The organism is Bradyrhizobium sp. USDA 3256 (genome assembly GCF_054058275.1).
In genome coordinates this window covers 2,829,994-2,855,044 of sequence record NZ_JBSSAE010000002.1, presented here as the reverse complement: position 1 = coordinate 2,855,044, position 25,051 = coordinate 2,829,994, and the positions used below count along the sequence as shown (strand labels likewise).

The window sequence follows — 25,051 nt, the reverse complement described above, 5'->3', positions numbered from 1 at the left end:
TTCGGAATATGCGCGCAGGTGGACGGCGGATTTCGATTTTTGATTTCGCGAATGAGCGGTTCTGGCAGCTTGCAATTCTGACGACCGCCGGCACCGTCGCCGCCTCCACGCAGGCCGATGCAGCGCTCTATTACTGGAACCGCGACTCCGCCTTCTACGGCGACTACGAGCCGCTGCCACAGCCGCACCGGCAAAAGCCGAAGCGCAACACAGCCAAGAAGAATCCGGCGATCGAGAAGGAGGCCGGCAGCAAGCCGCAGGGTCCCCTGATCATCTCGGTCTCGATCGATCAGCAGCGGGTCAGTATCTACGACGCCAACGGCCTGTATGCCGAGAGCCCGGTGTCGACAGGCATGAAGGGGCATTCGACCCCGATGGGCGTCTTCAGCGTCATCCAGAAGCAGAAGTATCACCAGTCCAACATCTATAGCGGCGCGCCGATGCCCTATATGCAGCGCATCACCTGGTCGGGCATTGCCATGCACGCCGGTGTGCTGCCCGGCTATCCGGCGTCCCATGGCTGCATCCGCATGCCGATGTCGTTCGCGGTCAAGATGTACAATTGGACGCGGATGGGTGCCCGCGTGTTCGTCACGCCGGGCACGATCTCGCCGGAGAGTTTCTCGCACCCGCTGCTGGTCACGCAGAAGGTGGCGCCGCAGCAGCCGGTTGCCGACGACATTCTGAAGATGGATGCGCCGCTCGGCGTGAAGAGCGACAAGGGCGCCGACAAGCAGTCCAGTCTCGATTTGCGCAGCAGTGTCGGCCATGCCGCCGCGTCGCTGCGCGACAACACCCACACCGCCGACGCCAGCAGCGCGATGCCGGCAGCGAGTGCGTCGGTGACGATGTCCGATGCGACCTCTTCCACGGCGCGCGACGCCATTGCGGAGAAGATCGCAGCGGACAAGTCCGAGACAGTGAAGCCCGAGACGGCCGCCGCCGACAAGCCGGCCGAGACCAATTCCGCCGGCCACGACAGCAACCCGACCACAGATGACAACACGGTCGGCGAAACCACCGCCGGCACCGACACGCCAAAGAGCGAGGTCTCGGCAAGCGATCCGGTGAAGGCGGAAGCCAAGGCCGACGAGCCGAAGGCGGACGCCGCCATGCCTGGTGCTGCCGAGGCGCCCAAGATCGATGCACCGAAGACCGATGCACCGAAGGCCGCTGACAAACCCGCCGAGGCGGCGACCGCAGCTGATGCGCCCGACGCCAAGAAGGATCCGGCACGGCTGCCGGGCACGGCCAGGATCGACGTGCCGAAGCGCGGCGGCCAGATTGCGGTGTTCATCAGCCGCAAGGATTCCAAGCTCTACGTGCGGCAGAATTTTGCACCGCTGTTCGAGGTGCCGGTGACGATCGCGGCAAGCGACCGGCCGCTCGGCACCCATGTGTTCACCGCACAAGCCGACAAGACCGATCCGAACCTGCTGCGCTGGTCGGTGGTGACGCTGCCGACCCGCAACGTCGCCCGCATCGACGTCGAGGAGCGTGCCTCGCATCGCCGCAAGATCGCGGCCGCAGCGGTGGCCGAGGCCAAGCCGCAGCCGGTGACCAACACCCCGGCCGAGGCGCTCGACCGCATCTCCATTCCGGCCGACGTGATGGCGCGGATCAGCGAAGCTCTCGGCACCGGCGGATCGATCATCGTCTCCGATCTCGGTGTGAACCAGGGCGAGACCGGCGAAGGCACCGACTTCATCCTGCCGCTGCGTTGAGGCGATCGATCCCGGATTGTGCTTCGCGCCATCCGGCCACCCGCTTCCGGCAATAACGCCTTCTTGAAAGCCTGCGCCTCCCCGCCGGATTATGATCCCGACGAACATCTGTTCCGGGGACGAGACCATGATGGACCGCAGGACACTAATTGTGACCGCGATCGCCGCAGCCGCATCATCCCGCCCGCTGCATGCCGAGCAGCTCGCGATGAGCCGGATCACCGCCTACGCCTTCTCATTTCCGGCACTCGGCGGCGGCGATATCAGACTTGCCGACTATGCCGGCCGTCCGTTGATGATCGTGAACACGGCCTCGCTTTGTGGCTTCACGCCGCAATATGCCGGCCTGCAGCAACTCTGGACCGAATTCCGCGATCGCGGCTTCGTCATCATTGGCGTCCCCTCCAATGACTTCGGCGGCCAGGAGCCCGGCGGCCCAACCGAGATCGCCGAGACCGCGCAGCATCAATATGGCGTCACCTTCCCGATCGCGGCGAAAGCAATCGTCCGCGGAACGAGCGCGCATCCGTTCTACCGCTGGGCGGCGGAGGCTCGGCCGAAGGACGTACCGCGCTGGAATTTTCACAAATACCTGATCGGCCGCGACGGCTACCTCGCCGACGTTTTCGCTGAGTCGGTTGCGCCCGACGACACGCGCATCAAGACCGGGATCGCACGGGCACTGGCGGCCGCCTGAGATATGACGATAATCCCCGGAATTAACTGATCCGGCGAGGATTTTGGACACGCGCTCGCCACGTTCATTGCCTTGGCGTCGCCACTGCGACTAGGGTACGATCGGTTGGGGGCGAAGCGACCCGGTCGCGGCAATGCCGGCGCCGGGAGCGCGAGCAGCAGGGAACACGCCATGCGCATTGCGACAGGTCTGATTTTTGCGGGGACCGTATCGTTGCTCGCGTCGAGCGCAGCTTGGTCGCAGACGTCGCCCCCCAACAAGGGCGCCACCTCGGCACCGGCAGCACCAGCGGCCGCGGCTCCTGCACCTGCAGCCCCGGCACAGGCCACCGCAACCGCTGCCCCGGTTCCGCCGAAGCAACCGCCACAGCCGGCGCGCGCCGCCTGCAACAATCCGAACGCGCTGGGCGTCGGCCGCACGGTCGAGATCGACACCACCGGCGGTCCGGGCTTCGGCTTCGAGCATTTCAAGCAGCTCGACTTCCTGCGCGACCATGAGGTGGTGCTGACCTTCGACGACGGCCCGTGGCCGGGCAACACGCCGGCAGTGCTGAAGGCGCTCGCGGATGAATGCACCACGGGCATCTTCTTTCCGATCGGCAAGCACGCGACCTACCACCCCGAAATCCTGCGGCAGGTCTATGCCGCCGGCCACACGGTCGGCGCCCACACCTGGTCGCACGCCAATCTGAACAACAAGAAGCTGACCGAGGATCAGAAGAAGGACGAGATCGAGCGCGGCTACGCCGCGGTCAAGTGGGCGCTCGAGACCTCACCCTCGCCGTTCTTCCGCTTCCCGGCGCTGCAGCATCCGCCGGAGATGGTGACCTATCTCGGCAACCGCAACATCGCGATCTTCTCCTGCGACCTCGACTCCTTCGACTTCAAGGCGAGCAAGCCGCAGCAGGTGATCGACACCGTGATGAAGAAGCTGAACAAGCTCGGCAAGGGCATCATCCTGATGCACGACTTCCAGAAGCACACCGCGGAAGCGCTGCCCACGCTGCTGACGCAGCTCAAGGCCGGCGGCTACAAGGTGGTCGCGATGCGCGCCAAGTTCCCGGTAACGGTGCTGCCGCAATACGAGCAGGAGCTCGCCAAGGACGTCAAGCTGCCGACCGTAAGCTCACGCCCGGTGAACAGCGTCGTCACCACCGTCGATCAGCAATAACGCCGGCGACAATCCTGGTGCCGGCGTTGCGCATCGAAGGCTTCGTCATCGTCTCCGCCGATGGCCGGCTGGCGAATGCGCGGAACGTGATGCCCGACGATCTCAAGATCGAGGGCGACAAGCGGTTCTTCACCGCAGCCCTCGACCGCGCCGACCTCGTCGTGCATGGCCGTCACTCCCAGGAAGAGCAGCCGAACGCGCCGAAGCGGCGGCGGCTGATCCTGACCAGCAAGGTCGCGGCCACCGCGCCCGACCCCGATAATCCGAAGGCGCTGTTGTGGAATCCCGCCGGCTGCCCGTTCGAGACGGCGAGCCGCGAGGCCGGCGTGACCTCGGGCATGGTCGCGGTCATCGGCGGCCCCGGCGTGTTCGGCATGTTCATGGACCGCTACGACACGTTCTGGCTCTCGGTCGCCCCGAAGGTGCACATCCCCGACGGCGAGCCGTGCTTTCCCGGCGTTCCCGCCCGCACCCCGCAGCAGGTGCTCTCGGCGCACGGCCTGCACGCCGGCGCGCCGCAGCTGATCGATGCCGCGCAGGATGTCAGCGTGACGCCGTGGCGGCGGATGGGTTGAGGGATCGCTGTTCGTAGTCGCAGCGAAACCCATCGCTACGTGCCAGCCTGACGCATGATGCCTACGCTGCCGCGTCCTACACGTCCCCATAGGCCGGGTCGTCGCGGCGCGGGCCGCGGCCGTAGCCGGCGATGATGAACAGCGCGCCGATCAGCGACAGGTTCTTCAGCGCATCGATCAGCGTGCTGAGGTTGTCGGGCGCCGGCTGATTCCAGAAGTCATGGAAGTAGAAGGTGGCGAAGCACACGAAGATGATCAGGAGAATCGCGAAGAACCGCGCCAGCACGTTCACCGCGATCATCAGCCCCGCGACGATCTCGAAGCCACCGATCGTGATCGCCAGCAGCTGCATGAAGGGCATGCCGACGGAGGTTTGGATCTGCTGCGTATAGGGCACGACCACGGCCGGGATCGTCACCTTGGCCGCCAGCAGATCCGCCGTCGCCTGGATGCCGAACAGCTTGCTCGCTCCCGAATAGAGGAACAGCACGGCGAACAGGATCCGCCCGAAGGTGATGAACGCTGGCATGGGTCGGCCTCACTGGATGGCAGAAATCGGACGAAGCAGGCGAAGCGATTATGGTCGCTCCACCTGCCTCGATCAAATCGAATCCATCTCGGTTCAAACACGATGCGGAAAGCTGCGCTGCGGTTTTCCGAACATAACGTGCTCAAACAACGGCCGTCAGCCGAACAGCGTCGGCTGCGCGCGGCCGGCGCGCTCTTGGGCTTCGACCGCGGCCACCGCCGTCATGTTGAGGATGCCGCGCGCCGTCACGCCGGGGGTGAGGATGTGCGCCGGGCGCGCCGGACCGATCAGGATCGGCCCCACGGGCAACGCGTTGGCCAGCGATTTGATCATTTGATAGGCGATGTTGGCGGCATCGAGGTTCGGCATGATCAGGATGTTGGCCTCGCCTTCCAGCCGCGACTGCGGCAGCACCAGGCGCCGCGCCGCCGCCGACAGCGCAGTGTCGCCCTGCATCTCGCCGTCGGCCTCGATCTCCGGATGCTTGTCCTTCAGGAGCTGGGTCGCCCGCCGCATCTTGCGCGAGGAATCCGTGTCATAGCTGCCGAAGTCGGAATGTGACACGAAGGCGACCCTCGGCTTGAAGGCGAAGCGCTGGACGTGGATCGCCGCGAGCGATGCCACTTCGGCGAGTTCCTCCGCGCTCGGGTTCGGCCGCACCTGGGTATCGGCGAGGAAATGGGCGCCGGTGGAGGTGATCATCAGCGCCAGCGCAGCATAGTCGCTGACCCCCGGCAGGAAGCCGATGATCTCGCGGACATGGCGCAGATGGCTCATGTAGCGGCCCTCGACGCCGCACAGCATCGCGTCAGCCTCGCCACGCGACACTGCAAGCGCCGCGATCACGGTATTGTTGGTGCGAACCACGGTCCGCGCGGCCTCCGGCGTCACGCCGCGCCGGCCGGCGACGTCGATATAGGACTGCACATAGGAACGGTAGCGCGGATCATCCTCGGGATTGATCAGGTCGAAATCGCGGCCGGCCTTGATCGACAGGCCGAAGCGCTTGATCCTGGTCTCGACCACCGATGGCCGGCCGACCAGGATCGGCCGCGCCAGCTTTTCCTCGAGCACCACCTGCGTCGCGCGCAGCACACGCTCGTCCTCGCCTTCGGCGTAGATCACGCGCACCGGCTGGGTCTTGGCCTTGGCGAACACCGGCTTCATGGTGAGGCCGGAGCGGAAGGCAAAGCGTTCGAGATTGGCGGCGTATTCGTCGAAATTGGTGATCGGCCGGGTCGCGACGCCGGACTCGATCGCGGCCCTGGCCACCGCCGGCGCGATGCGCAGGATCAGGCGCGGATCGAACGGGCTCGGGATCAGCGAACCGGGGCCGAACCCCTGGGTCTCGCCGCTCTCGAAACCATGGGCCACCGCATCCGACGGCGGATCGCGCGCGAGCTGCGCGATCGCGTCCACGGCGGCATGCTTCATCGCCTCGTTGATCGCGGTGGCGCCGACATCGAGCGCGCCGCGGAAGATGAAGGGGAAGCAGAGCACGTTGTTGACCTGGTTCGGAAAGTCCGACCGTCCGGTGCAGATCATTGCGTCGGGACGCGCCAGACGCGCCTCATCCGGCATGATCTCCGGCACCGGATTGGCAAGCGCCATCACCAGCGGCTTGTCGCCCATCTGCTTGACCATTTCGGGCTTCAGCACACCCGGCGCCGACAGGCCGATGAAGATGTCCGCGCCCGGAATGACGTCGGCGAGCACGCGTGCGTCGGTCTTCTGGGTATAGACCGCCTTCCAGCGATCCATCGTGGTGTTGCGGCCCTCATAGACCACACCATCGATGTCGCAGACCCAGATGTTCTTGCGCTGCGCCCCCATCGAGACCAGCAGATTGAGGGTTGCGATCGCGGCCGCGCCCGCGCCCGAACAGACGATCTTCACGTCAGAGAGTTGCTTGCCGTTCAACAACAGCCCGTTGACGATCGCGGCGGCGACGATGATCGCGGTGCCGTGCTGGTCGTCGTGGAAGACCGGGATCTTCATGCGCTCCTTGAGCTGCGCCTCGATCTCGAAGCACTCAGGTCCGCGGATGTCCTCGAGATTGATGCCGCCGAAGGTCGGCTCCAGCGCGGCGACGGTCTCGACCACGCGCTCGATCGTGTCGGCCTTGATCTCGATGTCGAACACGTCGATGCCGGCGAATTTCTTGAACAGCACCGCCTTGCCTTCCATGACGGGCTTGGACGCTAGCGGACCGATATTGCCGAGACCGAGCACCGCGGTCCCGTTCGAGACCACGGCGACCAGATTGGAGCGGGCAGTCAGCGTTGCCGCCTCGGCCGGGTTCTTGGCAATCTCGGTGCAGGCGGCGGCGACGCCCGGCGAATAGGCCAGCGCCAGGTCTCGCTGGTTGGCAAGCGGCTTGATCGCCTGGATCTCGAGCTTGCCCGGCCGCGGCAGCCGGTGATAGGCGAGCGCGGCGTTATGGAGTTCTTCAGACGATGACGACATGCGTGCTCCCCGCGTTTCCGGCCCAAATTTCTTGTTTCTGTGCTAATTCAGGCGAAAGTCATTTGTCCGGCAAATCGAGCCGGATGTGAAGCATGTCCGGCCGCTTGGATGCAACATCGGATAATGTCCCCGTCAACAGGCCCGGGCCGGCCCGTTCGTGGATGCTGCACCTTCCGGCCGCGGATTGGCAATTTTTTCCCCTTGATCATCCGGAGTTGACCGAATGAAGAAAATTCTGCTCGGCCTGATCGCCGTGGTTGTGATCGCGGCTGCCGGCTTCTTCGGTTTCGACTTCTATGCCCAGCGCCGGGTCACGCGCGACGTCGAGGCCGCCTTCGAGCAGGTCCGTGCCAGCGGCACCAAGGCGAGCCACGGCAAGATCACGTTCGACGTTAAGAGCCGCACCCTGACGATCGCGGACGTCGCCACCGAGTCGGGGACGCAATCCCCGGTCAGCGTCAAGATTGCCAGTCTCACGATGACCGGCCTCGGTCAAACCGACGCGGCACGGGTCTCCGCCGGCAATGTCGAGTTCAGCGATGTCGAGATCGGCGTGGCAGGACCTACCCCGACGATCACCTCACTGACCTACAAGGCGCCGCGGATCACGGTGAAGGATTATTCCGGCCCCGCCAGCCTGCCCCAGCTTCCAGCCTCGTCGTCGATCTTCGAGCTGTACCGGTCCGCGTTCGGACTGCTCGCGAGCATCAACGCATCATCGGTCGCTGCGCCCAGCCTGACCGGAACGATGACCTTCAGCGCCGCCGCAAAAGCCGGCGACGGCGCCGGCGGCGAATTCGCCTATTCGGGCATCGCCATTGAAAACATGAAGGACGGAAAGATCGCGTCCAGCAAAACCGACAAGGTTGTGTTCACGATCAACCAGCAGACGGCAGGCAAGCCGATCAAAATGACCGGCGAGCTCGCCAACATCGCCGCGACCGATATCGACGTCGGCGCGATGGCGGCGATATTCGATCCAGGCAAGGCCAACGATGACAGGGAGTACCGGATCCAGGGACACCTTTCGGCCGGTCCTTATGTCATTACCGCTGCGCCCGGCGTGAACATGCGGATCGAGGGCGTGACCGTCGACGACACCAGGATCAATCCGTCACGGATGCAACTGCCGGCGCTGCTGGCAATGATCCCGCCGCAAGGGAGTCCGCCGCCGTCTGCCGCCCAGGCACGCGAACTGCTGGACAAGATCGCCGGCCTATATTCGGGCATCGGAATTGCAAATGCCGAGATGCATGGGCTCTCGGTCGAGACGCCGCAGGGCCCGCTCAAGCTCGCCTCGATGCGGTTCAACTTCGAACACGGCAAGATCGGCGAACTTGCGGTCGAGGGACTCGATACCCGTGCGCCGAACGGTCCCATCAAGGTCGGACGCTTTGCGCTGAAGTCGCTCGACGTCGCCAGCTTCATGCGGCTGTCGGCACAATTCGCCGCGCAGAAGCCGTCGGCCGAACAGGCGCTGGCGCTATTCCCGCTGATCGAAGGCGTCGAGGTCAAAGGCGTCGCGTCGCCCTACAAGGCCACCGGCAAGCCGGTCAACATCGACGTCTTCAGTCTCGACTGGGGTCAGTTCGTCGGATCGATCCCGAGCAAGCTGCGGCTGACCGCGAAGCTGGCGGCACCGCTCGATGCGGCCGATCCGCGGCAGCAACCGTTCGTCGCCGCCGGGATCGACCGGATGGCTGTCGACGCCGATCTCGGCGCTGTCTGGACCGAGACGTCGCGCGTGTTCGTGCTCGAGCCGGTCAAGCTCGACATGGCGGGCCTGCTGAATGCGTCGGCAAAGCTCTCGCTTGGCAACGTGCCGCGCGAGACCTTTTCGGCGAGCGCCGCGGAAGCCATGGGAGCGGCCGCGCAGATCGAAGCCGGCATGATCGAGCTCACGATTCACGACCTCGGCATCATCGACCTCGCTGTCGCCCAGTACGCCCGCACCCGGAACATCAGCCGCGACGAGGCGCGCAAGGTCATCCTCGACGCTATCAAGGCGCAAGGCGCCGAGATCGGCGGAGCCAATCCCGACGCCACCGCGCTCCTCACCGCGATCGGCCAGTTCATCGAGACGCCGGGACAGACGCTGGTCATCAAGCTCACTCCGCGCGCGAAAGCGCCGGCGCTTCAGCTGATGCAGTTGCTCAAGACCGATCCGCAATCGGCGCTGGCGCAATTCCGGATCGAGGCCTCGACGGGGTTGTGATTCCCGTAGCCCGGATGGAGCGAAGCGCAATCCGGGAACAGCGTCGCCGCAGGAGAGACCCGCCCCGGATTTCGCTTTCGCTCCATCCGGGCTACGCACCTCTCCTGCCCGCCTAACCCTTCGCCGGCAGGTTGGTGCGGATGTGAAGCTCCTTGAGCTGCTTCGGGGTTGCTTCCGACGGCGCGCCCATCAGCAAGTCCATGGCCTGCTGGTTCATCGGGAACAGCGAGATCTCGCGCAGATTGTTGGTGCCGCAGAGCAGCATCACGATGCGGTCGAGGCCTGCCGCCATGCCGCCATGCGGCGGGGCGCCGTACTGGAACGCACGGTACATGCCGCCGAAGCGATCGATGACCTCCTGCTCGCCATAGCCTGCGATCTCGAACGCCTTCACCATCGCTTCCGGCTTGTGGTTGCGGATGCCGCCGGAGGCGATCTCGTAGCCGTTGCAGGCGATGTCGTACTGGAACGCCTTGATGGTCAGCGGGTCCTGCGACGTCAGCGCGTCGAGGCCGCCCTGCGGCATCGAGAACGGGTTGTGCGAGAAGTCGACCTTCTTGTTCTCCTCGTCATACTCGTACATCGGGAAGTCGACGATCCAGGCGAGCTCGAACCGGTCCTTGTCGATCAGGTTCAATTCCTCGCCGAGCTTGGTGCGCGCGAGACCCGCGAACTTCCAGAATTTCTCGGGATCGCCGGCGACAAAGAACGCGGCATCGCCTTCCTTGAGGCCGAGCTGGTCGCGGATCGCTGCCGTGCGCTCCGCTCCGATGTTGTTCGCCAGGGGACCCGCGCCCTCGCCGCCCTCGCGCCACATGATGTAGCCGAGGCCGGGCTGGCCTTCGCCCTGCGCCCACGAGTTCATGCGGTCGCAGAACGCGCGGCTGCCGCCGCCGGTGCCGGGGATCGCCCAGACCTGGTTCTTCGGGTCCTCCAGCATGCGTGCGAACACCTTGAAGCCGGAGCCGCGGAAGTGCTCGGAGACTTCCTGCATTACGATCTTGTTGCGCAAATCGGGCTTGTCGGAGCCGTATTTGCGCACGGCCTCCGCAAACGGAATCCGCGGCCAGTTCTTCGTGACCGGCTTGCCCTTGGCAAAATCCTCGAACACACCGGTGATCACGGGCTCCATCGCCGCGAACACGTCGTCCTGGGTGACGAAGCTCATCTCGACGTCGAGCTGATAGAACTCGCCCGGCAGACGGTCGGCGCGCGGGTCCTCGTCGCGGAAGCACGGCGCGATCTGGAAGTAGCGGTCGAAGCCCGACATCATCAACAGCTGCTTGTACTGCTGCGGCGCCTGCGGCAGCGCGTAGAACTTGCCAGGATGGATGCGCGACGGCACCAGGAAGTCGCGCGCGCCTTCCGGCGAGGACGCCGTCAGGATCGGGGTCTGGAATTCGAAGAAGCCCTGCTCCTTCATCCGCTTGCGCATGGAATCGACCACCGCGCCGCGGGTCATGATGTTCTGGTGCAGCTTCTCGCGACGCAGGTCGAGGAAGCGGTATTTCAGCCTGATATCTTCGGGATATTCCTGCTCGCCGAACACCGGCAGCGGCAGTTCGGCGGCCGGGCCCAGCACCTCGATCTCCTTGATGTAGACCTCGACCATGCCGGTCGGCAGTTCCGGGTTGTCGGTGCCGGCGGGACGGCGGCGCACCTTGCCGTCGATCCGCACCACCCATTCGGAGCGGAACTTCTCGACCTCGGCGAATGCCGGCGAGTCCGGATCGGCCACGCATTGGGTGATGCCGTAATGGTCGCGCAGATCGACGAACAGCACGCCGCCATGGTCGCGGACCCGGTGAACCCAACCCGAAAGCCGGACCGTCTGGTCGATATCGCCCTCTCGGAGCGCGCCGCATGTGTGTGACCGGTAGCGATGCATAGTCGTTCCAAAAACTGATGTCGGAGGAGAATCGCGATAGGAAACTTCCTATCCGAAGGCGCTGGGTTTACCCGAGCCCGCTCGGGGCGGCAACCAAGGGAACGCCCGCTTTTGGCCCGAAACTGCAGATTTTGCTGCGATCCGGCGCCAGGTGGGCGCCAATCGTTTGCCTATTCGGCCCGCGAGCCTATCTTCGGGATATGACCATCCATTTCCCGTTCCAGAACACCTATTCGGCGCTGCCGGCGAACTTTTTCGCCCGCGTCGCGCCGACCCCGGTCGCCGCCCCCCGGCTGATCAAGCTGAACCGGCCGCTCGCGGTCCAGCTCGGGCTGGACCCTGACCTGCTTTCGACGCCGGAGGGCGCCGAAATCCTTGCCGGAAAGCAGCTGCCTGACGGCGCCGACCCGATCGCAATGGCCTATGCCGGCCATCAATTCGGGCACTTTGTTCCGCAGCTCGGCGACGGCCGCGCCATCCTGCTCGGCGAGGTCATCGACAAGGAGGGCGTTCGCCGTGACATCCAGCTCAAGGGATCCGGCCCAACCCCGTTCTCCCGCCGCGGCGACGGCCGCGCCGCCCTTGGTCCGGTCTTGCGCGAATACATCGTCAGCGAGGCGATGTTCGCTTTGGGCATCCCGACCACCCGCTCGCTCGCCGCCGTCGTCACCGGCGAGCCCGTGATGCGCGAGACCGCGCTGCCCGGCGCGGTGCTGACCCGCGTCGCGGCGAGTCACATCCGCGTCGGCACCTTCCAGTTCTTCGCCGCCCGCGGCGACACCGACGGCGTGCGCGCGCTCGCCGACCATGTCATCGCCAGGCACTATCCCGAGCTGAAGGACGCCGCCCAGCCCTATCACGCCCTGCTCGCCGGCGTCGTGGCACGGCAGGCCGCCCTGGTCGCGCGCTGGCTCCTGGTCGGCTTCATCCACGGCGTGATGAATACCGACAACACCTCGATCTCGGGCGAGACCATCGATTACGGTCCCTGCGCCTTCCTCGACACCTACAACCCGGCGCAGGTGTTCTCATCGATCGACGAGATGGGCCGCTACGCCTATGCCAACCAGCCGCGCATCGCGTTGTGGAATCTGACCCGGCTCGCCGAATGCCTGCTGCCGCTGTTCGCGGACGAGCAGGAGAAGGCGATCGAGCAGGCGCAGGTGATCCTCGGCGAATTCCCTGAAAAGTTCACCGCGGCCTACAACACCGGGCTGCGCGCCAAGGTCGGCCTCTTCACCGCGCGCGACGGTGACGAGGCGCTGATCCAGGATCTGCTGGACGCGATGGCCAAGAACGCGGCCGACTTCACGCTGACCTTCCGCCATCTCGGCGAGGCCGCAAGCGATGACGCCGCCGACGTCCGCGCGCAGTTCACCGATCCCGCGGCGTTCGACGAATGGGCCGCCCGCTGGCGCGCCCGCCTCGCGCTTGAGCCGCAAGCGCCGGCCGAACGCAAGGCCGCGATGCAGGCGGTCAATCCGGCCTTCATCCCGCGCAACCACCGGATCGAGGCGGTGATTGCGGCTGCGGTGAACTCGGATGACTACGCGCCGTTCGAGGAACTGCTGACGGTGCTGGCCAAGCCCTATGAGGACCAGCCGCAGTTCGCAGCCTACGCCGATCCGCCACTCCCCGAGCAGCGCGTGACGCAGACATTCTGCGGGACGTGAGCCCATCCTGCGCATTCACACCGTCACCACGATCTTGCCCAACTGCGTGTTCGACTCCAGGTACCGGTGCGCGTCGACGATCTCCTCGAACGGAAACGTCCTGGCGATGATCGGCCTCAAGGCGCCGTCCGCAAGCCCGTCGAGGATGAACGCCTTCGCCGCGGCAAGCCGCGCGGGATCGCGCACGATCTCGTGCACGAGGTAGCCGCGCAGGGTCAGGCTCTTGCCGAGCACGTTGGCGAGCGGAAACGGCGTCGGCTCAGGACTGAGTCCACCATATTCGATCAGGATGCCGCCGGGTGCCATCGATGCCGTCAGCGGCACGAAGGCGGGGCCGCCGACGGCATCGAGCACCACGCGCACGCCGTTCGGTCCCGCGATCTGCTCCAGCCTTGATTGCAAATCTTGCTCCGCCGACGCGATCACGTGCGTCGCGCCGGCCTCGCGCAGCGCCTGCGCCTTGGCCGATGTCCGCGTCACCGCAATCGGGACCGCGCCGACACGGTTGGCGACCTGGATCGCCGCGAGCCCGACGCTGCTCGACGCCGCTGTGATGACGACGAACTCGCCTCGCCCGAGCCTTGCAAGATCGACCAGCGCACCGAACGCGGTGAGGTACTGCATCCACACCGCAGCCGCCGTTTCAAAACCGAGCGCGGGTGGATGCTTGACGACAAGCTCCGCCGGAAAGGTCGCGAGCTCGGCATGGGCAGGCCAGCGCACCATCGAGACCGGCGGCACAATGCTCACGGCATCGCCCGGCGCAAATCCTTCGACGTCCTCGCCGATCGCCGCGACAATCCCGGCGACTTCCAGCCCGAGGCCGGACGGCAGCGTCGCGGTCTCGATATAGCTGCCCCGGCGCAGCGAGGCCTCGGCGCGGTTGAGCCCCAGCGCCTTGCTGCGGATCTGAACCTCGCCGCGGGCCGGCGGCGCAATCGCGATCTCCTCGATGCGCAGCACCTCGGGACCACCATGCTGGTGAAAGCGGACGACACGGGCCATGGGCGAACTCCAAAACAATTGAATGGAATGTCGCTATGCCCGGCGGCGATCCCCGGATAAATCACCCGGTAGTTCCGACAATCGAAACCAGGAGTTTTGAATTGGATCGCCTCACCAGCATGGCCGTCTTCGTCAGGGCGGTCGATCTCGGCTCGTTCGCGGCCGCCGCCGATGCGCTCGAGATGTCGGCCCCGATGGTCGGCAAGCATGTGCGCTTCCTCGAACAACGGCTCGGCGTCCGCCTGCTCCATCGCACCACGCGCCGGCAGAGCCTGACCGATTCAGGGCAAGCCTATTACGAGCGCTGCCGCATCGTGCTCGGCGAGGCCGAGGCCGCCGACGCGCTCGCCTCCGATCAATCGTCGCAGCCGCGCGGGCGGCTGCGGGTGACGATGCCGTCGCTGCTCGGCCGCTACTGCATCGTCCCCACGCTGCTGAAGCTCGCGCAGAAATATCCCGCGCTCGAGCTCGATCTCGCGTTCGGTGATCCGATCGCCGATCTGATGGAGGGCGGTTACGACCTTGCGATCAGGACCGGCGAGCTCAACGAGCAATCCGGCGTGATCGCGCGGCGCATCGCGCTCCAGCGCATGGTGGTGTGCGGCTCGCGCACCTATCTGAAGGCCCATGGCAGGCCGCGCACGCTCGACGAACTCGGCCGGCACCAGGCGATCGTCTACCGCCGCTCGGGCCGCGTTCGCCCCTGGCTGTTCCCGCGCGACGGTCTTGCGCCGCACGAGGTCTGGCCGGCCGGGCGGCTCAGGCTCGACGACCTCGAAGCCATCGCGGATGCCGCAGCGAGCGGCATGGGGCTGGCGTGGCTGCCCTCCTGGCTGGTGCGTGAACGCCTCGACACCGGCGCGCTGGTCCGCGTTCTCGGCGACAACGGGGAATTTCCCTACGATTGCCACGCGCTGTGGCTGCCGACGCCGCGATTGCCACTCAAGGTCCGGCTCGCGGTGGATGCACTCGCAGCCGCGCTGCCGAAGCTCGTGGCGTAGCGCCGCGCCCCCGATTTGTTTGCAACGATTTCGCGCGCGCATCGTTGGCCGGTCAGCGCGGAACGGGCGGCCTCGTCCGATCCAGGTTCCGTGCCGCCGTGATGATGGAGCGCCAGCATGAACCAGCGCGATGACGACCTGAAAACCGCGATCGAGCGCAGCAACCCGAACGGCGTCGAGCCGCCCTTCTCCGAGGACGATCTGCAGCGCCGGCAACTCGGGCCGCGCGGCGTGCCCGGGCAACCGGACCCGGCGAAGATGACGCCACAACGCGCCAAGAAGACGCCGATCGACTCCGGTTCCGGCGGCCACACCGCCTGAACGCCGAAACAACGAAGAAACGAGAAGGATTCCACGATGAAGATCACCAGCTTCAAGGACATGTATGTCGCCGAGCTTCAGGAACTCGCAAGCGTCGAGGAGCAGCTCGCCGTGGCGCTGGCGCGGATGGCAGAGATCGCCTCGCATCCGTCGCTCAAGGATGCGTTCAGCCGCCATCACCGCGAGACCATCGTGCAGGGCGAGCGGTTGAAGTCGCTGCTGCGGATGCACGGGGCCGATCCGCTTGAGCACACCGACCAGGCCATGCAGGCGCTGATCCACGAGACCGCCAAGATGGTTTCGCTGCTGCCCGACGACAATCTGCGCGATGCCGGCCTCGTCGCGTCGGCGCAGAAGCTCGAGCACTACGAGATCGCCGCCTATGGCAGCGCGGCCGCCCTCGCCGGCCAGCTCAATCTGCGCGACGATCAGCGGCTGCTGCACGACAGTCTCGAGGAAGAGCGGCACGTCGACACGCTGCTGACGGCGCTCGCCAAGGGCGAGATCAACCAGGACGCCCTCGCCGCGTGACGCCGCAGGCTCTACTCATCCTACGCATCTACGCGCGCGGGAAAAATGCTGCTGAAAAATTCGCGCTTCGCGGAGTTGCTGTCGTTTTTATCCCGCGACTATTGCCCTGCGTGAGTCGTTCGATCAGCCTCTCATGATCGATGCCATGGGGAAGACGAACGATGAGCTTCAGGTTCAAGCAGGTTTTCGCAGACACCCAACAGGCGCTCGGCGCCGATCCGGCGCAGGCGCAGGTCGTGTTCCAGGCGACTTCGCAACTCGGCGACGGCGTCAATAGCCGCGTTGCCGTGCGGCAATTCTACGTCAGCGTCGACGAGCCGCCGGCGCTGGGCGGCAAGGACACAGCACCGAACCCGGTCGAGTACATCCTCGCCGCGCTCGGCGCATGCCAGGAGATCACCTATCGGCTCTATGCCGACGCGCTCGGCATTCCCCTCAACGGCGTGTCCGTCAAGCTGTCGGGTGCCATCGATCTGCGCGGCTTCTTCAGCGTCGATCCAGACGTGCGAGCCGGTTTCCGCCAGATCGAGGCCGAGGTCGCCATCGACAGCCCGGCCTCCGCGGCCGACATCGCTCGGCTGAAGGAAACCGTCGACCGTCATTGCCCCGTGCTGGACATCCTGCGCAACCCGACGCCGGTGGATCTGAAGCTGCGCACCGGACCGTTGAGCGTGGCCGCCTAACGCGCCATGTGAGCGTTAACTCACTCTCCACCATGCGCCGAGGCCGGCAGCGGTAACCATAAGGCTTAACAGCGCGTCAACGCTCCCCCAACAAGTCTAACTGTTTCTGATGGGGGAGAATGGCCCGTGGACGCATTTGCATTCGAATTTATGGGATTGGCGATGATCGCGCTCTGTCTCGTCGTGCTGGCGATGCCCGCCGCGCGCCGGCCGTCGAAGAACATCCGCTACGAGTGAGAGCCGCGAGAAATAACGCGCTCAAACGTCATCGAATGGCGATATGCTCGCGCTGACGAGTCCTGACCTTGGACGCAAATTGCGGGAATTGACGACGCTTGAACGACACCGACGTCCCGCAGCCAGGCCCAGCGCCCGCCACCGCGAGCTCGACGCACTCGCCGCTCGAGGTGCTGCTCATCTTCTTCAAGCTCGGCGTCAGCTGCTTCGGCGGCCCGATCGCCCATATCGGCTATTTCCGCGACGAGTTCGTCACCCGCCGCCGCTGGCTTGACGAGCAGGCCTATGCGGACCTGGTCGCGCTCTGCCAATTCCTGCCGGGCCCGGCGAGCAGCCAGGTCGGCTTTTCGCTCGGCCTAATCCGCGCCGGATACCTGGGGGCGCTGGCGGCCTGGACCGGGTTCACTTTGCCGTCTGCGATCGCGCTCGTGCTGTTTGCCTTCGGCGCAAGCGGATTGAGCGGTCCGGCGGGTACCGGCCTGGTGCACGGCCTCAAGCTGGTCGCGGTGGCGATCGTCGCCCAGGCCGTCTGGGGCATGGCGCGCTCGCTCTGCCCCGACCGCGAACGCGCCTCGATCGCGACGGTCGCGGCACTCGTCATCCTCGCCAGTTCGTCGTCGATCGCGCAGATCGGCGCCATCGTGCTCGGCGCCGTCGCCGGGCTTTGGTTCTGCCGAGCGCAAGAGGCCAACGGGGCCACCCATATCGCGATGCCGGTATCGCGCCGCGTTGGCGTCGCGGCGCTGATCCTGTTCGTCGCGCTGTTGGTCGGACTGCCGCTGCTGTCGCGGACATGGCCCGGCCTCGGCCTGTTCGAGGCCTTCTACCGCTCGGGCGCGCTGGTGTTCGGCGGAGGCCACGTCGTGTTGCCGCTGCTGCGCGAAGCCGTGGTGACGCCGGGCTGGATCGGCGACGATGCGTTCCTGACCGGCTACGGCGCCGCGCAGGCGGTGCCGGGCCCGCTATTCACCTTTGCCGCCTATCTCGGCGCCGTGATCGGCGGTCTGCCGGGCGCGATCGTCGGCCTCGTCGGTATCTTCCTGCCAGGAATTCTCGTCCTGCTCGCGGCACTGCCGTTCTGGGATAGCTTTCGCAAACGGCCGGCGGCGCAGGCGATGATGCGCGGCGTCAACGCCGCCGTCGTCGGCCTTCTGGGGGCCGCGCTCTACAATCCGGTGTGGACCAGCAGCGTCCACCGTCCGCTCGATTTCGGCATCGCGCTGGCCGGCTTCGTCCTGCTCACGGCATGGCGCGCGCCGCCGCTCGTGGTGGTCGTGCTCAGCGCGGCCGCCGGCATCGCCACGGGGCTCCTGCAATCGTGAACGATCGCGCGGTCGTTTCGCCGGGCGGATTAAGAACGCCTTCATGCCTCGCCGCCACGATAGCGGATATATGCCGAGCGCCTCTAAACAACCGGATCCGACCCGGGTTCCCATGCTGGACCTGCTGCGGCTCGCCGCGGTCGGGGCCGTGATCCTGTACCATTACGGCTTCTGGGGCGTGGCATCGAACGGCGTGCAAAAGGTGGCGATGCCGTACCTCGCCCCGGTCGCGCAATACGGCTTCCTCGGCGTCCCCGTGTTCTTCGCGATCTCTGGCTTCGTCATTGCCTATTCCGCCGAAGGCCGCACGCCGATTGGCTTCGCGATCGCCCGCTTCAGCCGGATCTATCCGACCTTCGTCATCTGCATGACGCTGACCTTCCTCGCGACGCTGCTGTTGGGCCACGCGTACTTCCACGTGACGTGGGGGCAATGGCTGGCAAACCTGTTCATCGCAGCCCCGATGCTCGGTCAGCCCTACATGGACGACGCCTACTGGTCGCTGGTGATCGAGGTCGTGTTCTACGCCTGGATCGCGCTGTTCCTGGCCTGGGGCATCTTTCCGCGGCGCATCGACACGATCATCGTGGCGTGGATCGCAATCACCTTCGCCAACGAGCTGACCCTCGACGTTCCCCTGTTCGAGAAGCTGTTCATGGCCGACGACAGCGGCTTCTTCGCCGTCGGGCTCCTGATCTATGAGCATTACCGGGGACGGCGCGACACCAGGCTGTACAGCCTGCTGACGCTGGCGACAGGCACGGCGACGTTCCAGGCCGTGCACAAGCTGGAGCGGCTCGGCGTCCACACCCATGGCAGCTTCGATCCCGGCGTCGTGACGGTGATCTGCATCGTCTCGCTCGGCATCGTGTTCGCTGCCACCCGCATCAAGTCGGTAGCCCTGCCGGCAGGCCTCGTCAGGGCCGTCGGCGGCATCACCTATCCGCTCTATCTGCTGCATCTGCAGCTCGGCTACGTCATCCTGCTCTTGATCACACCGACGCCGGACGCGCTCTCGACCGTGCTGGTCGTGACGGGCATGGTGCTGCTGGCATGGTTCGTCTGGCGCTTCCTCGAAGGCCCGGCGCATTATCTAGTCAGGGACACGCTGACGATGCTGGCCTCACGGCACGGATGGCCGTCGCGCATTCACGCGAACGAAGCGCGGATTGATCGGGACGACGTTGCCCCGCCAATCGAGGCCAGGAGCATCGCCAACCGCTGATCAGTCCGGCGCACATCGCCGGAACAGCATCCACCCAACGTTGCCGCCGCCGCGAACCGTGGGCGGAAGCGAACACCATCATTCATCTGCGATGCGTGGTGACGACGGTCAGGCTAGGCGGGCCGATAGCGCCCGGGGCGCCTCGGTATGCTCAGACCCGCCCGCTCCATTCATGATCTCCGGGCATTTCCATTGCCAGTTCATTCGCCAGCTCGAGCGCTTCCTTGACGTCAGGCGTAGACAGACCTTCCGTGAACGTTCGAACGACGGGTAGCAACAGCTCAGCCGCTCGCGCCTGTTTGCCGGAATGTCGCCATAGGCGCGCCAGGCTGACAGCTGACCGCAATTCAAAGGACCGCGCGCTTTGCCTGCGCGCCAGCTCGATCGCGGCGAGGAACATTCGCTCGGCGGATTCGACGGACGATGATTTCGAGTCATTGAGCGTTATCTCACCCTGCAGACGATAGATCTCGGCTTCGTAAAAATGCTCTCCCGTTCTTCTCCCGATCGCCGATGCGCTGTCGAGTTCGTGCAAGGCAGCATCCGGCAAGCCGGCACTTGCATAGGCCTTCGCGAGCAGGCTCCTGAACCAGCAACTGGCGAGCCGGGCACTCATGCCCTCGTAACCGTCGATAGCCATTCGCATCTGGTTCAATCCCTCATCGACATTCCCAAGCTCGGTCATCGCCCATCCTCGCAGGATGGTTGTCTGATGCTTCCAATGCAGGAAGCCGTGTTCCGATGAGAGAGCCAGTGCCCTGTTGGTATAGTCGTGGGTCCCTTCGACATCGCGTAGATGCTGGCAAACGTAAGCGCCGAATGTCAGTGCAAACGACAGCGTGAAGGGGTGGCGAAGGTCTTCCGCTTCCGAAATAGCCTGCTGGCTATATCGGCGCGCCGCGTCAGGGCGGCCCAGAAACCACGACACGTACCCGAGATACGAGAGCGAGACGATCCCAGGATGGATGCCATGCGTTGCCGTCAGGGCGCCGTGTAGATCGGGACGATACAGATTCCTGAAGCGATGAAGGTGATGTTCGGCGGCGACAAACCGCCCGCGGTACAGCATGGTCATCGCGATCGCCCGATGCGCCTCGATCAGATATCCCGTCTGTTGCGTCGCGGACGAACTTTGGTTCGATGCCTCGCGCCTTGCGAACTGCAGGAGCTCCGCGCTCAGCTCATGCGCCCGCGCGAGATCGCCGCGGATAAAATGGCACACCCAAAGTCCGCGCGTCGCCGCAAAGACCTTCGCCATGTTGCCAAGATTCCGGCCGAGTTCGAGCGCGCGAACATAGTTCTCCTCGACTTCCTGCACGGCGTATCCCTTTGCCGCGATCAGGGCAGTGCCCAGGGCGATGCGAAGCTCAAGCTCGGACTCGTTTCGGCCCAGCATGCCGGGTGAGGCTTGCAGAACCCCGAGCCCACGACGCAAATGACCGATCGCCTCCAGAGTCGCACCCTTCATCGCGGCCTGCTTTCCGGCCTTGAGCCAGAAACCCGCAGCCGGCTCGCTTTGGCCAGACTCGGTCAGATGGTAGGCGAGAAGCTCCGGTTCGCGTTCGATCTTTTCCGGATATTTTTCGGCGAGCACGCGTGCGATCTTGGAGTGCAGCGTCCTTCTTTCCCTGTGCAACAAGCTTTCATGCGCCGCATTCTGGATCATCACGTGCTTGAACGAGTACAGCGCCTCCGGCAGAAAGCCGAAGCGGACGATCAATCCGGCTGCCTCCAGATGGTTCAGGGCGGCTTCGATCTGGTCCGCCGGCGCCTCGGCAACCTCGCGAAGGATCTCATAGGAGAACTCGCGGCCGATGGTGGCGCCGATCTGCGCGATTTTCTTGAATGATCCCATCCGGTCGAGGCGGGCCATCAGGGAATCGTTCAATGTCGCGGGAATAGCGAGCTGATGCCACGGACCGGACAAGACGTAACGTCCATGTTGTTCAGTCAAGACGTCGGATTCGAGAACGGCCTTGGTCAGCTCTTCAAGGAAGAGCGGCACACCATCGGTTTTGACAATGATGTCCTCAATCACCTCTCTGGGAAGCTCCTTTTCTCCAGCCACACGTTCAACCAATATCGTGCGGACCTGTCGGCCGAGACGCTTGAGGTTCGCACTGATGGTGTGCGCGTGATCCTTCCAGCCCGGCTGAAACTCCGGACGACAGGTGATCACGACGAGGATCGACTTGTTGCGAACGTTCTCCACCAGCAGATCGAGCACGGCCCGCGAGGTGGGATCGATCCAATGTACGTCCTCAAAATCGATCAGGAGCGTCTGCCCGCGTGCTTGCGCGAGCAGACGGTTGACGAGCGTGGAAATCGTCGCATCCTTCAGCTGCTGCGGCGAGAGATCCAGGGCCGCGTAGCGGTCCCCGATGGGAATTGAAAGCAACGCCGCAAGGATCGGGACCACTGTGTCCGCCTCGCCGTTCGAAGCGGCGACACCAGCTTCAAGCTTTGTCAGCCAAAGCGCAGACGCGTTCTCGCCGTCAAGGCCGAGCGCGAATTTGAGATGCTCGATGAAGGGATGAAAAGCGGTGCTGCTGTAATAGGGAGAGCACTGGAACGAAACTTGTCCGTGCTGATCACCTGCGATCCGCTCCCGCAATTCCTGAACGATCCTGGACTTTCCAATTCCCGGCTCGCCCGTCAGCACCACGACCTGCCCCTCATGGGCTTTCGCTTGCTGCCAACGCGTGAGCAGCAAAGCCACCTCTTCGGTGCGGTTGACCAGCGGCGTCAATCTGGAGCCCATGGCTGCGGCAAATCGCGTCTCGGCGCGGCAGGGCCGAACCACGAGCCAGGCCTGGGCCTTCGCGGATATCCCCTTCAGCGCGTGAAATCCGAAGTCCTGGTAGTCGAACTTTCCTCTCAGCAGGGATTGCGTCGAAGACGCAATGACGACGCCGTCCGGAGGCGCCAAGGCCTGCAGACGGGCAGCCAGATTTGGCGTCTCGCCGACTGCGGAATCGTGCTCCTCGGTATCCTGTCCAACCAGGTCTCCGACGACAACAAGGCCGGTCGCAATCCCGATGCGCACACTGGGCCCATGACTTGTAACGTCGCGGGCGTCACTCGCTCTCGCCGACGACAGGCTCCGTACAATTTCGAGCGCCGCACGCACCGACCGCTCGGCGTCATCCTCATGGGCATTCGGATAGCCAAAATAGACCAGAATGCCGTCCCCGAGGTAGCGGGCCGCGAAGCCTTCATACCGCTTGACCACGCTGACGCACTTTTCCCTGAAGCTCGCGATCATGTCGCGGACGTCTTCGGGATCGAACTGTTCGGACAGCGAGGTCGAACCGACCATGTCGCAGAACATCACGGTCAGCTGGCGCCGCTCGGCGCTCACCGCCGCGCCTTCCGCGACGCTCCTACCGCCGGCGGGACCTTCTGCCGAACGGGTCAGGGAAGCAACCGCGCGCTGCAAGCGCTTGCGGTCTCCCAGCGGAAGTCCAAGCTCGACCAGATCCTGCTCGGTCAAATCGGGCAGGATGTCCAAGCCGATGCGATGCAGTACAAAGAGGTCGCTGTACTGGCCGAGATCAACGGTTTCGAGCCAGTGCTTGAGAGCAGCCTCCATATCGGCGCTTGGCTGTTTCTCCGGCATTGTGATCCGTCCGACTGCGGGCCATTGGCGGCAATGGGCCTCGTTCGACGATGCCAAGCGGCTTGTTTACCCCAGACTGGACGCGTTCACAAAGTGCGAAAACAAGGAGCAGGCCGATCGAAGACGCACTCTGCCCTCGGTCGCTCAGATATTCGAGATGGCGCACGGGCCGGTATTTTGGCCGTGGTCGCCCCGAGCTTGCTACCCATTGCTCGGGGCCCATGGGTGCGATCGGCACCCGGCTTTCCCTGCGCCCTCTGAGAGAGCGCGAAACGAACAGCAAGACTCGGGCAACTCATGTCGCGAGAATGCGGAAGCATGACTCACAAGAGGCGCAACAAACTCAGTGTCGTCCCGGGCTTGACCCGGGACCCATAACCACAAATGCAAGTTGTTGCGCGGCGCCGGGCCACAGCCCTCTTCAACAACAGATCCCTGTGGTTATGGGTCCCTGCTCCCGTGCGCAATTGCGCACGGGAGCCACGACCCGTCACCCCCAATGCCCATTGCCGCGCGCCGCCGGGGCCGCGATCGCCCGACCTACGAATTCCGGCGGCTACGGGTCACGCCTTTCGCCCGCACGACCGACGAATTGTCGGCACGACCGGGCCGAAAACACCCTCGAATCACGCCCAATCAATTCAAAAATACCCTGTCCCTCGCCCCAAGCAGGGCCAAAATCCCTGCAAGACCCTTGACATAGCTGCCCTTTCGGCAGAACGCGTGGGGTCAAGCCGTTATGGACACTTCATGGATTTGATTAGCACGACCTCCGACCTCGCCGCCGCCTGCGACCGGCTCGCCAAACACAAGGTCATCACTGTCGACACCGAGTTCCTGCGGGAGACGACCTACTATCCGCTGCTCTGCGTCGTGCAGATGGCGAGCGCGGACGAAGCGGTCGTGGTCGACGCGCTGGCACCCGGCATCGACCTCAAGCCGTTCTTCGACCTGATGTCGAACGAGGCCGTGCTCAAGGTATTCCACGCCGCGCGGCAGGACATCGAAATCGTCTGGCACCTCTCCGGCACGATCCCGCATCCGATCTTCGATACCCAGGTCGCCGCCATGGTGCTCGGCTATGGCGACAGCATCGCCTATGACCAGCTCGTCGACCGCGTCACCGGCCACCGCCCCGACAAGACCCATCGCTTCACCGACTGGTCGCGCCGCCCACTGACCGACGAGCAGCTGCATTACGCCGTCTCCGACGTCACCCATCTGCGCGAAGTGTTCGCAGCCCTCGATGCCGATCTGAAGAAGCGCGACCGCAGCGACTGGGTCAGCGAGGAGATGGAGGTCCTGACCTCGCCGAAGACCTACGACTTCCATCCGGAGCGTGCCTGGGAGCGGCTCAAGACCCGCGTGCGCAAGCCGCGCGAGCTCGCGGTGCTGATCGAGGTCGCGGCCTGGCGCGAGCAGGAGGCGCAGAGCCGCGACGTGCCGCGTTCGCGCGTGCTCAAGGACGATGCGGTCGGCGATATCGCCACCCATGCGCCGACCTCGCTGGAGAAGCTCGGCAATCTGCGCTCGCTGCCGAAGGGCTTTGAGCGCTCGAAATGGGGCGCCGACATCATTGCCGCCGTGCAGCGCGGGCTCGCCCGCGACCAGGCGACGCTGCCCAAGCTGGAAAAGCCGAGAAACAATTCCAACGGTGCGGCGACCGTCGAACTGTTGAAGGTGCTGCTGCGCATGACCTCGGAGCGGCACGGCGTCGCCAGCAAGGTGATCGCCACCGTCGACGACCTCGAGCAGATCGCGGCCAGCGATCAGGCCGAGGTCGGCGCCCTGCACGGCTGGCGCCGCGAACTGTTCGGCGAGGCCGCGCTCAAGCTCAAGCACGGCCAGCTCGCGCTCGCGATCGACAAGGGCCGCGTGGTGCGGGTGGACCGGAGTTAGCGCGTTCGCCTGGTGCGCGCCGGGTTCCGCCGGCAGTCGGCCAGTGGCCGAACGCGTTACCCCGGAGTTCGACCGGCACAGGCTGAGGTTGCGTCACGCAAAACCACCGCGCTTGCTAAGGCGCAATTTTCGTGTTGCAATCCCTTCACAATCGGATTGCGGCCGTTCGACTGTGCGTTTCGCGACGTTGATATCCAAGGCTTCGATGTACAGGCTTCGAGAGGCGAAACTTCGGACTTGAAGACTTTGGATCTGACGACCCGGAAAGTGA

The 25,051-nt window shown here is 65.0% G+C and carries 18 protein-coding genes; 13 read left to right on the top strand and 5 right to left on the bottom strand.

Annotation, left to right across the window (positions count from 1 at the left end):
• Positions 1 to 8: 8 nt before the first annotated feature.
• From ACVWY5_RS14935 to ACVWY5_RS14920, 4 genes are all read left to right on the top strand, one after another.
• Positions 9 to 1,724 carry a L,D-transpeptidase family protein gene (locus ACVWY5_RS14935; RefSeq protein ID WP_051376009.1) on the top strand — a complete coding sequence of 572 codons (1,716 nt, stop codon included), beginning with the start codon at positions 9 to 11 and terminating at the stop codon, positions 1,722 to 1,724.
• 127 nt (positions 1,725 to 1,851) lie between these two features.
• Complete coding sequence (locus ACVWY5_RS14930) at positions 1,852 to 2,421, top strand: glutathione peroxidase (protein WP_028332341.1); 570 nt, start codon at positions 1,852 to 1,854, stop codon at positions 2,419 to 2,421.
• Positions 2,422 to 2,592: 171 nt separating this feature from the next.
• Positions 2,593 to 3,591: a polysaccharide deacetylase family protein gene (locus tag ACVWY5_RS14925; protein WP_028332342.1), complete on the top strand. Its 999-nt coding sequence runs from the start codon at positions 2,593 to 2,595 to the stop codon at positions 3,589 to 3,591.
• Positions 3,592 to 3,608: 17 nt separating this feature from the next.
• Positions 3,609 to 4,166: a dihydrofolate reductase gene (locus tag ACVWY5_RS14920; RefSeq protein ID WP_028332343.1), complete on the top strand. Its 558-nt coding sequence runs from the start codon at positions 3,609 to 3,611 to the stop codon at positions 4,164 to 4,166.
• 76 nt (positions 4,167 to 4,242) lie between these two features.
• Here the strand turns inward: ACVWY5_RS14920 and ACVWY5_RS14915 are convergent, their stop codons facing one another.
• Together ACVWY5_RS14915 and ACVWY5_RS14910 are read right to left on the bottom strand one after the other, a co-directional pair.
• A complete protein-coding gene (locus tag ACVWY5_RS14915; protein ID WP_028332344.1) occupies positions 4,243 to 4,695 on the bottom strand; it encodes a DoxX family protein in 453 nt (150 codons plus the stop codon).
• 156 nt (positions 4,696 to 4,851) lie between these two features.
• Entirely contained in the window at positions 4,852 to 7,161 is a 2,310-nt protein-coding gene (locus ACVWY5_RS14910) for an NADP-dependent malic enzyme (protein WP_028332345.1), read from the bottom strand.
• A gap of 223 nt (positions 7,162 to 7,384) precedes the next feature.
• Between ACVWY5_RS14910 and ACVWY5_RS14905 the strand changes: the two genes are divergently transcribed.
• The gene (locus tag ACVWY5_RS14905; RefSeq protein ID WP_028332346.1) at positions 7,385 to 9,376 is read left to right on the top strand and encodes a hypothetical protein; all 1,992 of its coding nucleotides are present in this window, start codon (positions 7,385 to 7,387) and stop codon (positions 9,374 to 9,376) included.
• Between the two features lie 112 nt (positions 9,377 to 9,488).
• On the opposite strand, the gene aspS is transcribed toward ACVWY5_RS14905, so the two are convergent.
• Positions 9,489 to 11,264: an aspartate--tRNA ligase gene (gene aspS / locus ACVWY5_RS14900; protein WP_028332347.1), complete on the bottom strand. Its 1,776-nt coding sequence runs from the start codon at positions 11,262 to 11,264 to the stop codon at positions 9,489 to 9,491.
• Between the two features lie 200 nt (positions 11,265 to 11,464).
• On the opposite strand from aspS, the gene ACVWY5_RS14895 reads away from it, so the two are divergent.
• Positions 11,465 to 12,937, top strand: coding sequence for a protein adenylyltransferase SelO (locus ACVWY5_RS14895; RefSeq protein ID WP_028332348.1), 1,473 nt, complete (start codon positions 11,465 to 11,467; stop codon positions 12,935 to 12,937).
• A gap of 15 nt (positions 12,938 to 12,952) precedes the next feature.
• Here ACVWY5_RS14895 and ACVWY5_RS14890 read toward each other — a convergent pair whose 3' ends face one another.
• Positions 12,953 to 13,942: a zinc-dependent alcohol dehydrogenase family protein gene (locus ACVWY5_RS14890; protein ID WP_028332349.1), complete on the bottom strand. Its 990-nt coding sequence runs from the start codon at positions 13,940 to 13,942 to the stop codon at positions 12,953 to 12,955.
• A gap of 101 nt (positions 13,943 to 14,043) precedes the next feature.
• Between ACVWY5_RS14890 and ACVWY5_RS14885 the strand changes: the two genes are divergently transcribed.
• From ACVWY5_RS14885 to ACVWY5_RS14860, 6 genes are all read left to right on the top strand, one after another.
• Positions 14,044 to 14,943, top strand: a complete 900-nt coding sequence (locus tag ACVWY5_RS14885; protein ID WP_028332350.1) for a LysR family transcriptional regulator — start codon at positions 14,044 to 14,046, stop codon at positions 14,941 to 14,943.
• Between the two features lie 117 nt (positions 14,944 to 15,060).
• Positions 15,061 to 15,264 (top strand): hypothetical protein, encoded by a 204-nt coding sequence (locus ACVWY5_RS14880; protein WP_038377181.1) that lies wholly within the window; start codon positions 15,061 to 15,063, stop codon positions 15,262 to 15,264.
• Positions 15,265 to 15,300: 36 nt separating this feature from the next.
• Positions 15,301 to 15,795, top strand: coding sequence for a YciE/YciF ferroxidase family protein (locus ACVWY5_RS14875; RefSeq protein ID WP_028332351.1), 495 nt, complete (start codon positions 15,301 to 15,303; stop codon positions 15,793 to 15,795).
• 161 nt (positions 15,796 to 15,956) lie between these two features.
• Positions 15,957 to 16,478 carry an OsmC family protein gene (locus tag ACVWY5_RS14870; RefSeq protein ID WP_028332352.1) on the top strand — a complete coding sequence of 174 codons (522 nt, stop codon included), beginning with the start codon at positions 15,957 to 15,959 and terminating at the stop codon, positions 16,476 to 16,478.
• A 335-nt stretch (positions 16,479 to 16,813) separates the two neighbouring features.
• Positions 16,814 to 18,037, top strand: a complete 1,224-nt coding sequence (chrA, locus tag ACVWY5_RS14865; protein ID WP_028332353.1) for a chromate efflux transporter — start codon at positions 16,814 to 16,816, stop codon at positions 18,035 to 18,037.
• A 112-nt stretch (positions 18,038 to 18,149) separates the two neighbouring features.
• Positions 18,150 to 19,262, top strand: coding sequence for an acyltransferase family protein (locus ACVWY5_RS14860; RefSeq protein WP_028352416.1), 1,113 nt, complete (start codon positions 18,150 to 18,152; stop codon positions 19,260 to 19,262).
• 151 nt (positions 19,263 to 19,413) lie between these two features.
• Here the strand turns inward: ACVWY5_RS14860 and ACVWY5_RS14855 are convergent, their stop codons facing one another.
• On the bottom strand, positions 19,414 to 22,881 hold the full coding sequence (locus ACVWY5_RS14855; protein WP_028352415.1) for an AAA family ATPase: 3,468 nt from the start codon (positions 22,879 to 22,881) through the stop codon (positions 19,414 to 19,416).
• Between the two features lie 750 nt (positions 22,882 to 23,631).
• Here ACVWY5_RS14855 and rnd point away from each other — a divergent pair.
• The gene (rnd, locus tag ACVWY5_RS14850; RefSeq protein ID WP_028332355.1) at positions 23,632 to 24,780 is read left to right on the top strand and encodes a ribonuclease D; all 1,149 of its coding nucleotides are present in this window, start codon (positions 23,632 to 23,634) and stop codon (positions 24,778 to 24,780) included.
• Positions 24,781 to 25,051 lie beyond the last annotated feature (271 nt).

Excerpts from the sequence above, each read along its gene's own strand:
- aspS (WP_028332347.1), bottom strand. The coding sequence starts at position 11,264 with ATGCATCGCTACCGGTCACACACATGCGGCGCGCTCCGAGAGGGCGAT.
- ACVWY5_RS14935 (WP_051376009.1), top strand. The coding sequence starts at position 9 with ATGCGCGCAGGTGGACGGCGGATTTCGATTTTTGATTTCGCGAATGAG.
- ACVWY5_RS14860 (WP_028352416.1), top strand. The coding sequence starts at position 18,150 with ATGCTGGACCTGCTGCGGCTCGCCGCGGTCGGGGCCGTGATCCTGTAC.
- ACVWY5_RS14880 (WP_038377181.1), top strand. The coding sequence starts at position 15,061 with ATGAACCAGCGCGATGACGACCTGAAAACCGCGATCGAGCGCAGCAAC.
- ACVWY5_RS14855 (WP_028352415.1), bottom strand. The coding sequence starts at position 22,881 with ATGCCGGAGAAACAGCCAAGCGCCGATATGGAGGCTGCTCTCAAGCAC.
- ACVWY5_RS14890 (WP_028332349.1), bottom strand. The coding sequence starts at position 13,942 with ATGGCCCGTGTCGTCCGCTTTCACCAGCATGGTGGTCCCGAGGTGCTG.
- ACVWY5_RS14910 (WP_028332345.1), bottom strand. The coding sequence starts at position 7,161 with ATGTCGTCATCGTCTGAAGAACTCCATAACGCCGCGCTCGCCTATCAC.
- ACVWY5_RS14870 (WP_028332352.1), top strand. The coding sequence starts at position 15,957 with ATGAGCTTCAGGTTCAAGCAGGTTTTCGCAGACACCCAACAGGCGCTC.
- ACVWY5_RS14905 (WP_028332346.1), top strand. The coding sequence starts at position 7,385 with ATGAAGAAAATTCTGCTCGGCCTGATCGCCGTGGTTGTGATCGCGGCT.
- ACVWY5_RS14930 (WP_028332341.1), top strand. The coding sequence starts at position 1,852 with ATGATGGACCGCAGGACACTAATTGTGACCGCGATCGCCGCAGCCGCA.
- ACVWY5_RS14895 (WP_028332348.1), top strand. The coding sequence starts at position 11,465 with ATGACCATCCATTTCCCGTTCCAGAACACCTATTCGGCGCTGCCGGCG.
- ACVWY5_RS14875 (WP_028332351.1), top strand. The coding sequence starts at position 15,301 with ATGAAGATCACCAGCTTCAAGGACATGTATGTCGCCGAGCTTCAGGAA.
- ACVWY5_RS14915 (WP_028332344.1), bottom strand. The coding sequence starts at position 4,695 with ATGCCAGCGTTCATCACCTTCGGGCGGATCCTGTTCGCCGTGCTGTTC.
- ACVWY5_RS14925 (WP_028332342.1), top strand. The coding sequence starts at position 2,593 with ATGCGCATTGCGACAGGTCTGATTTTTGCGGGGACCGTATCGTTGCTC.
- rnd (WP_028332355.1), top strand. The coding sequence starts at position 23,632 with ATGGATTTGATTAGCACGACCTCCGACCTCGCCGCCGCCTGCGACCGG.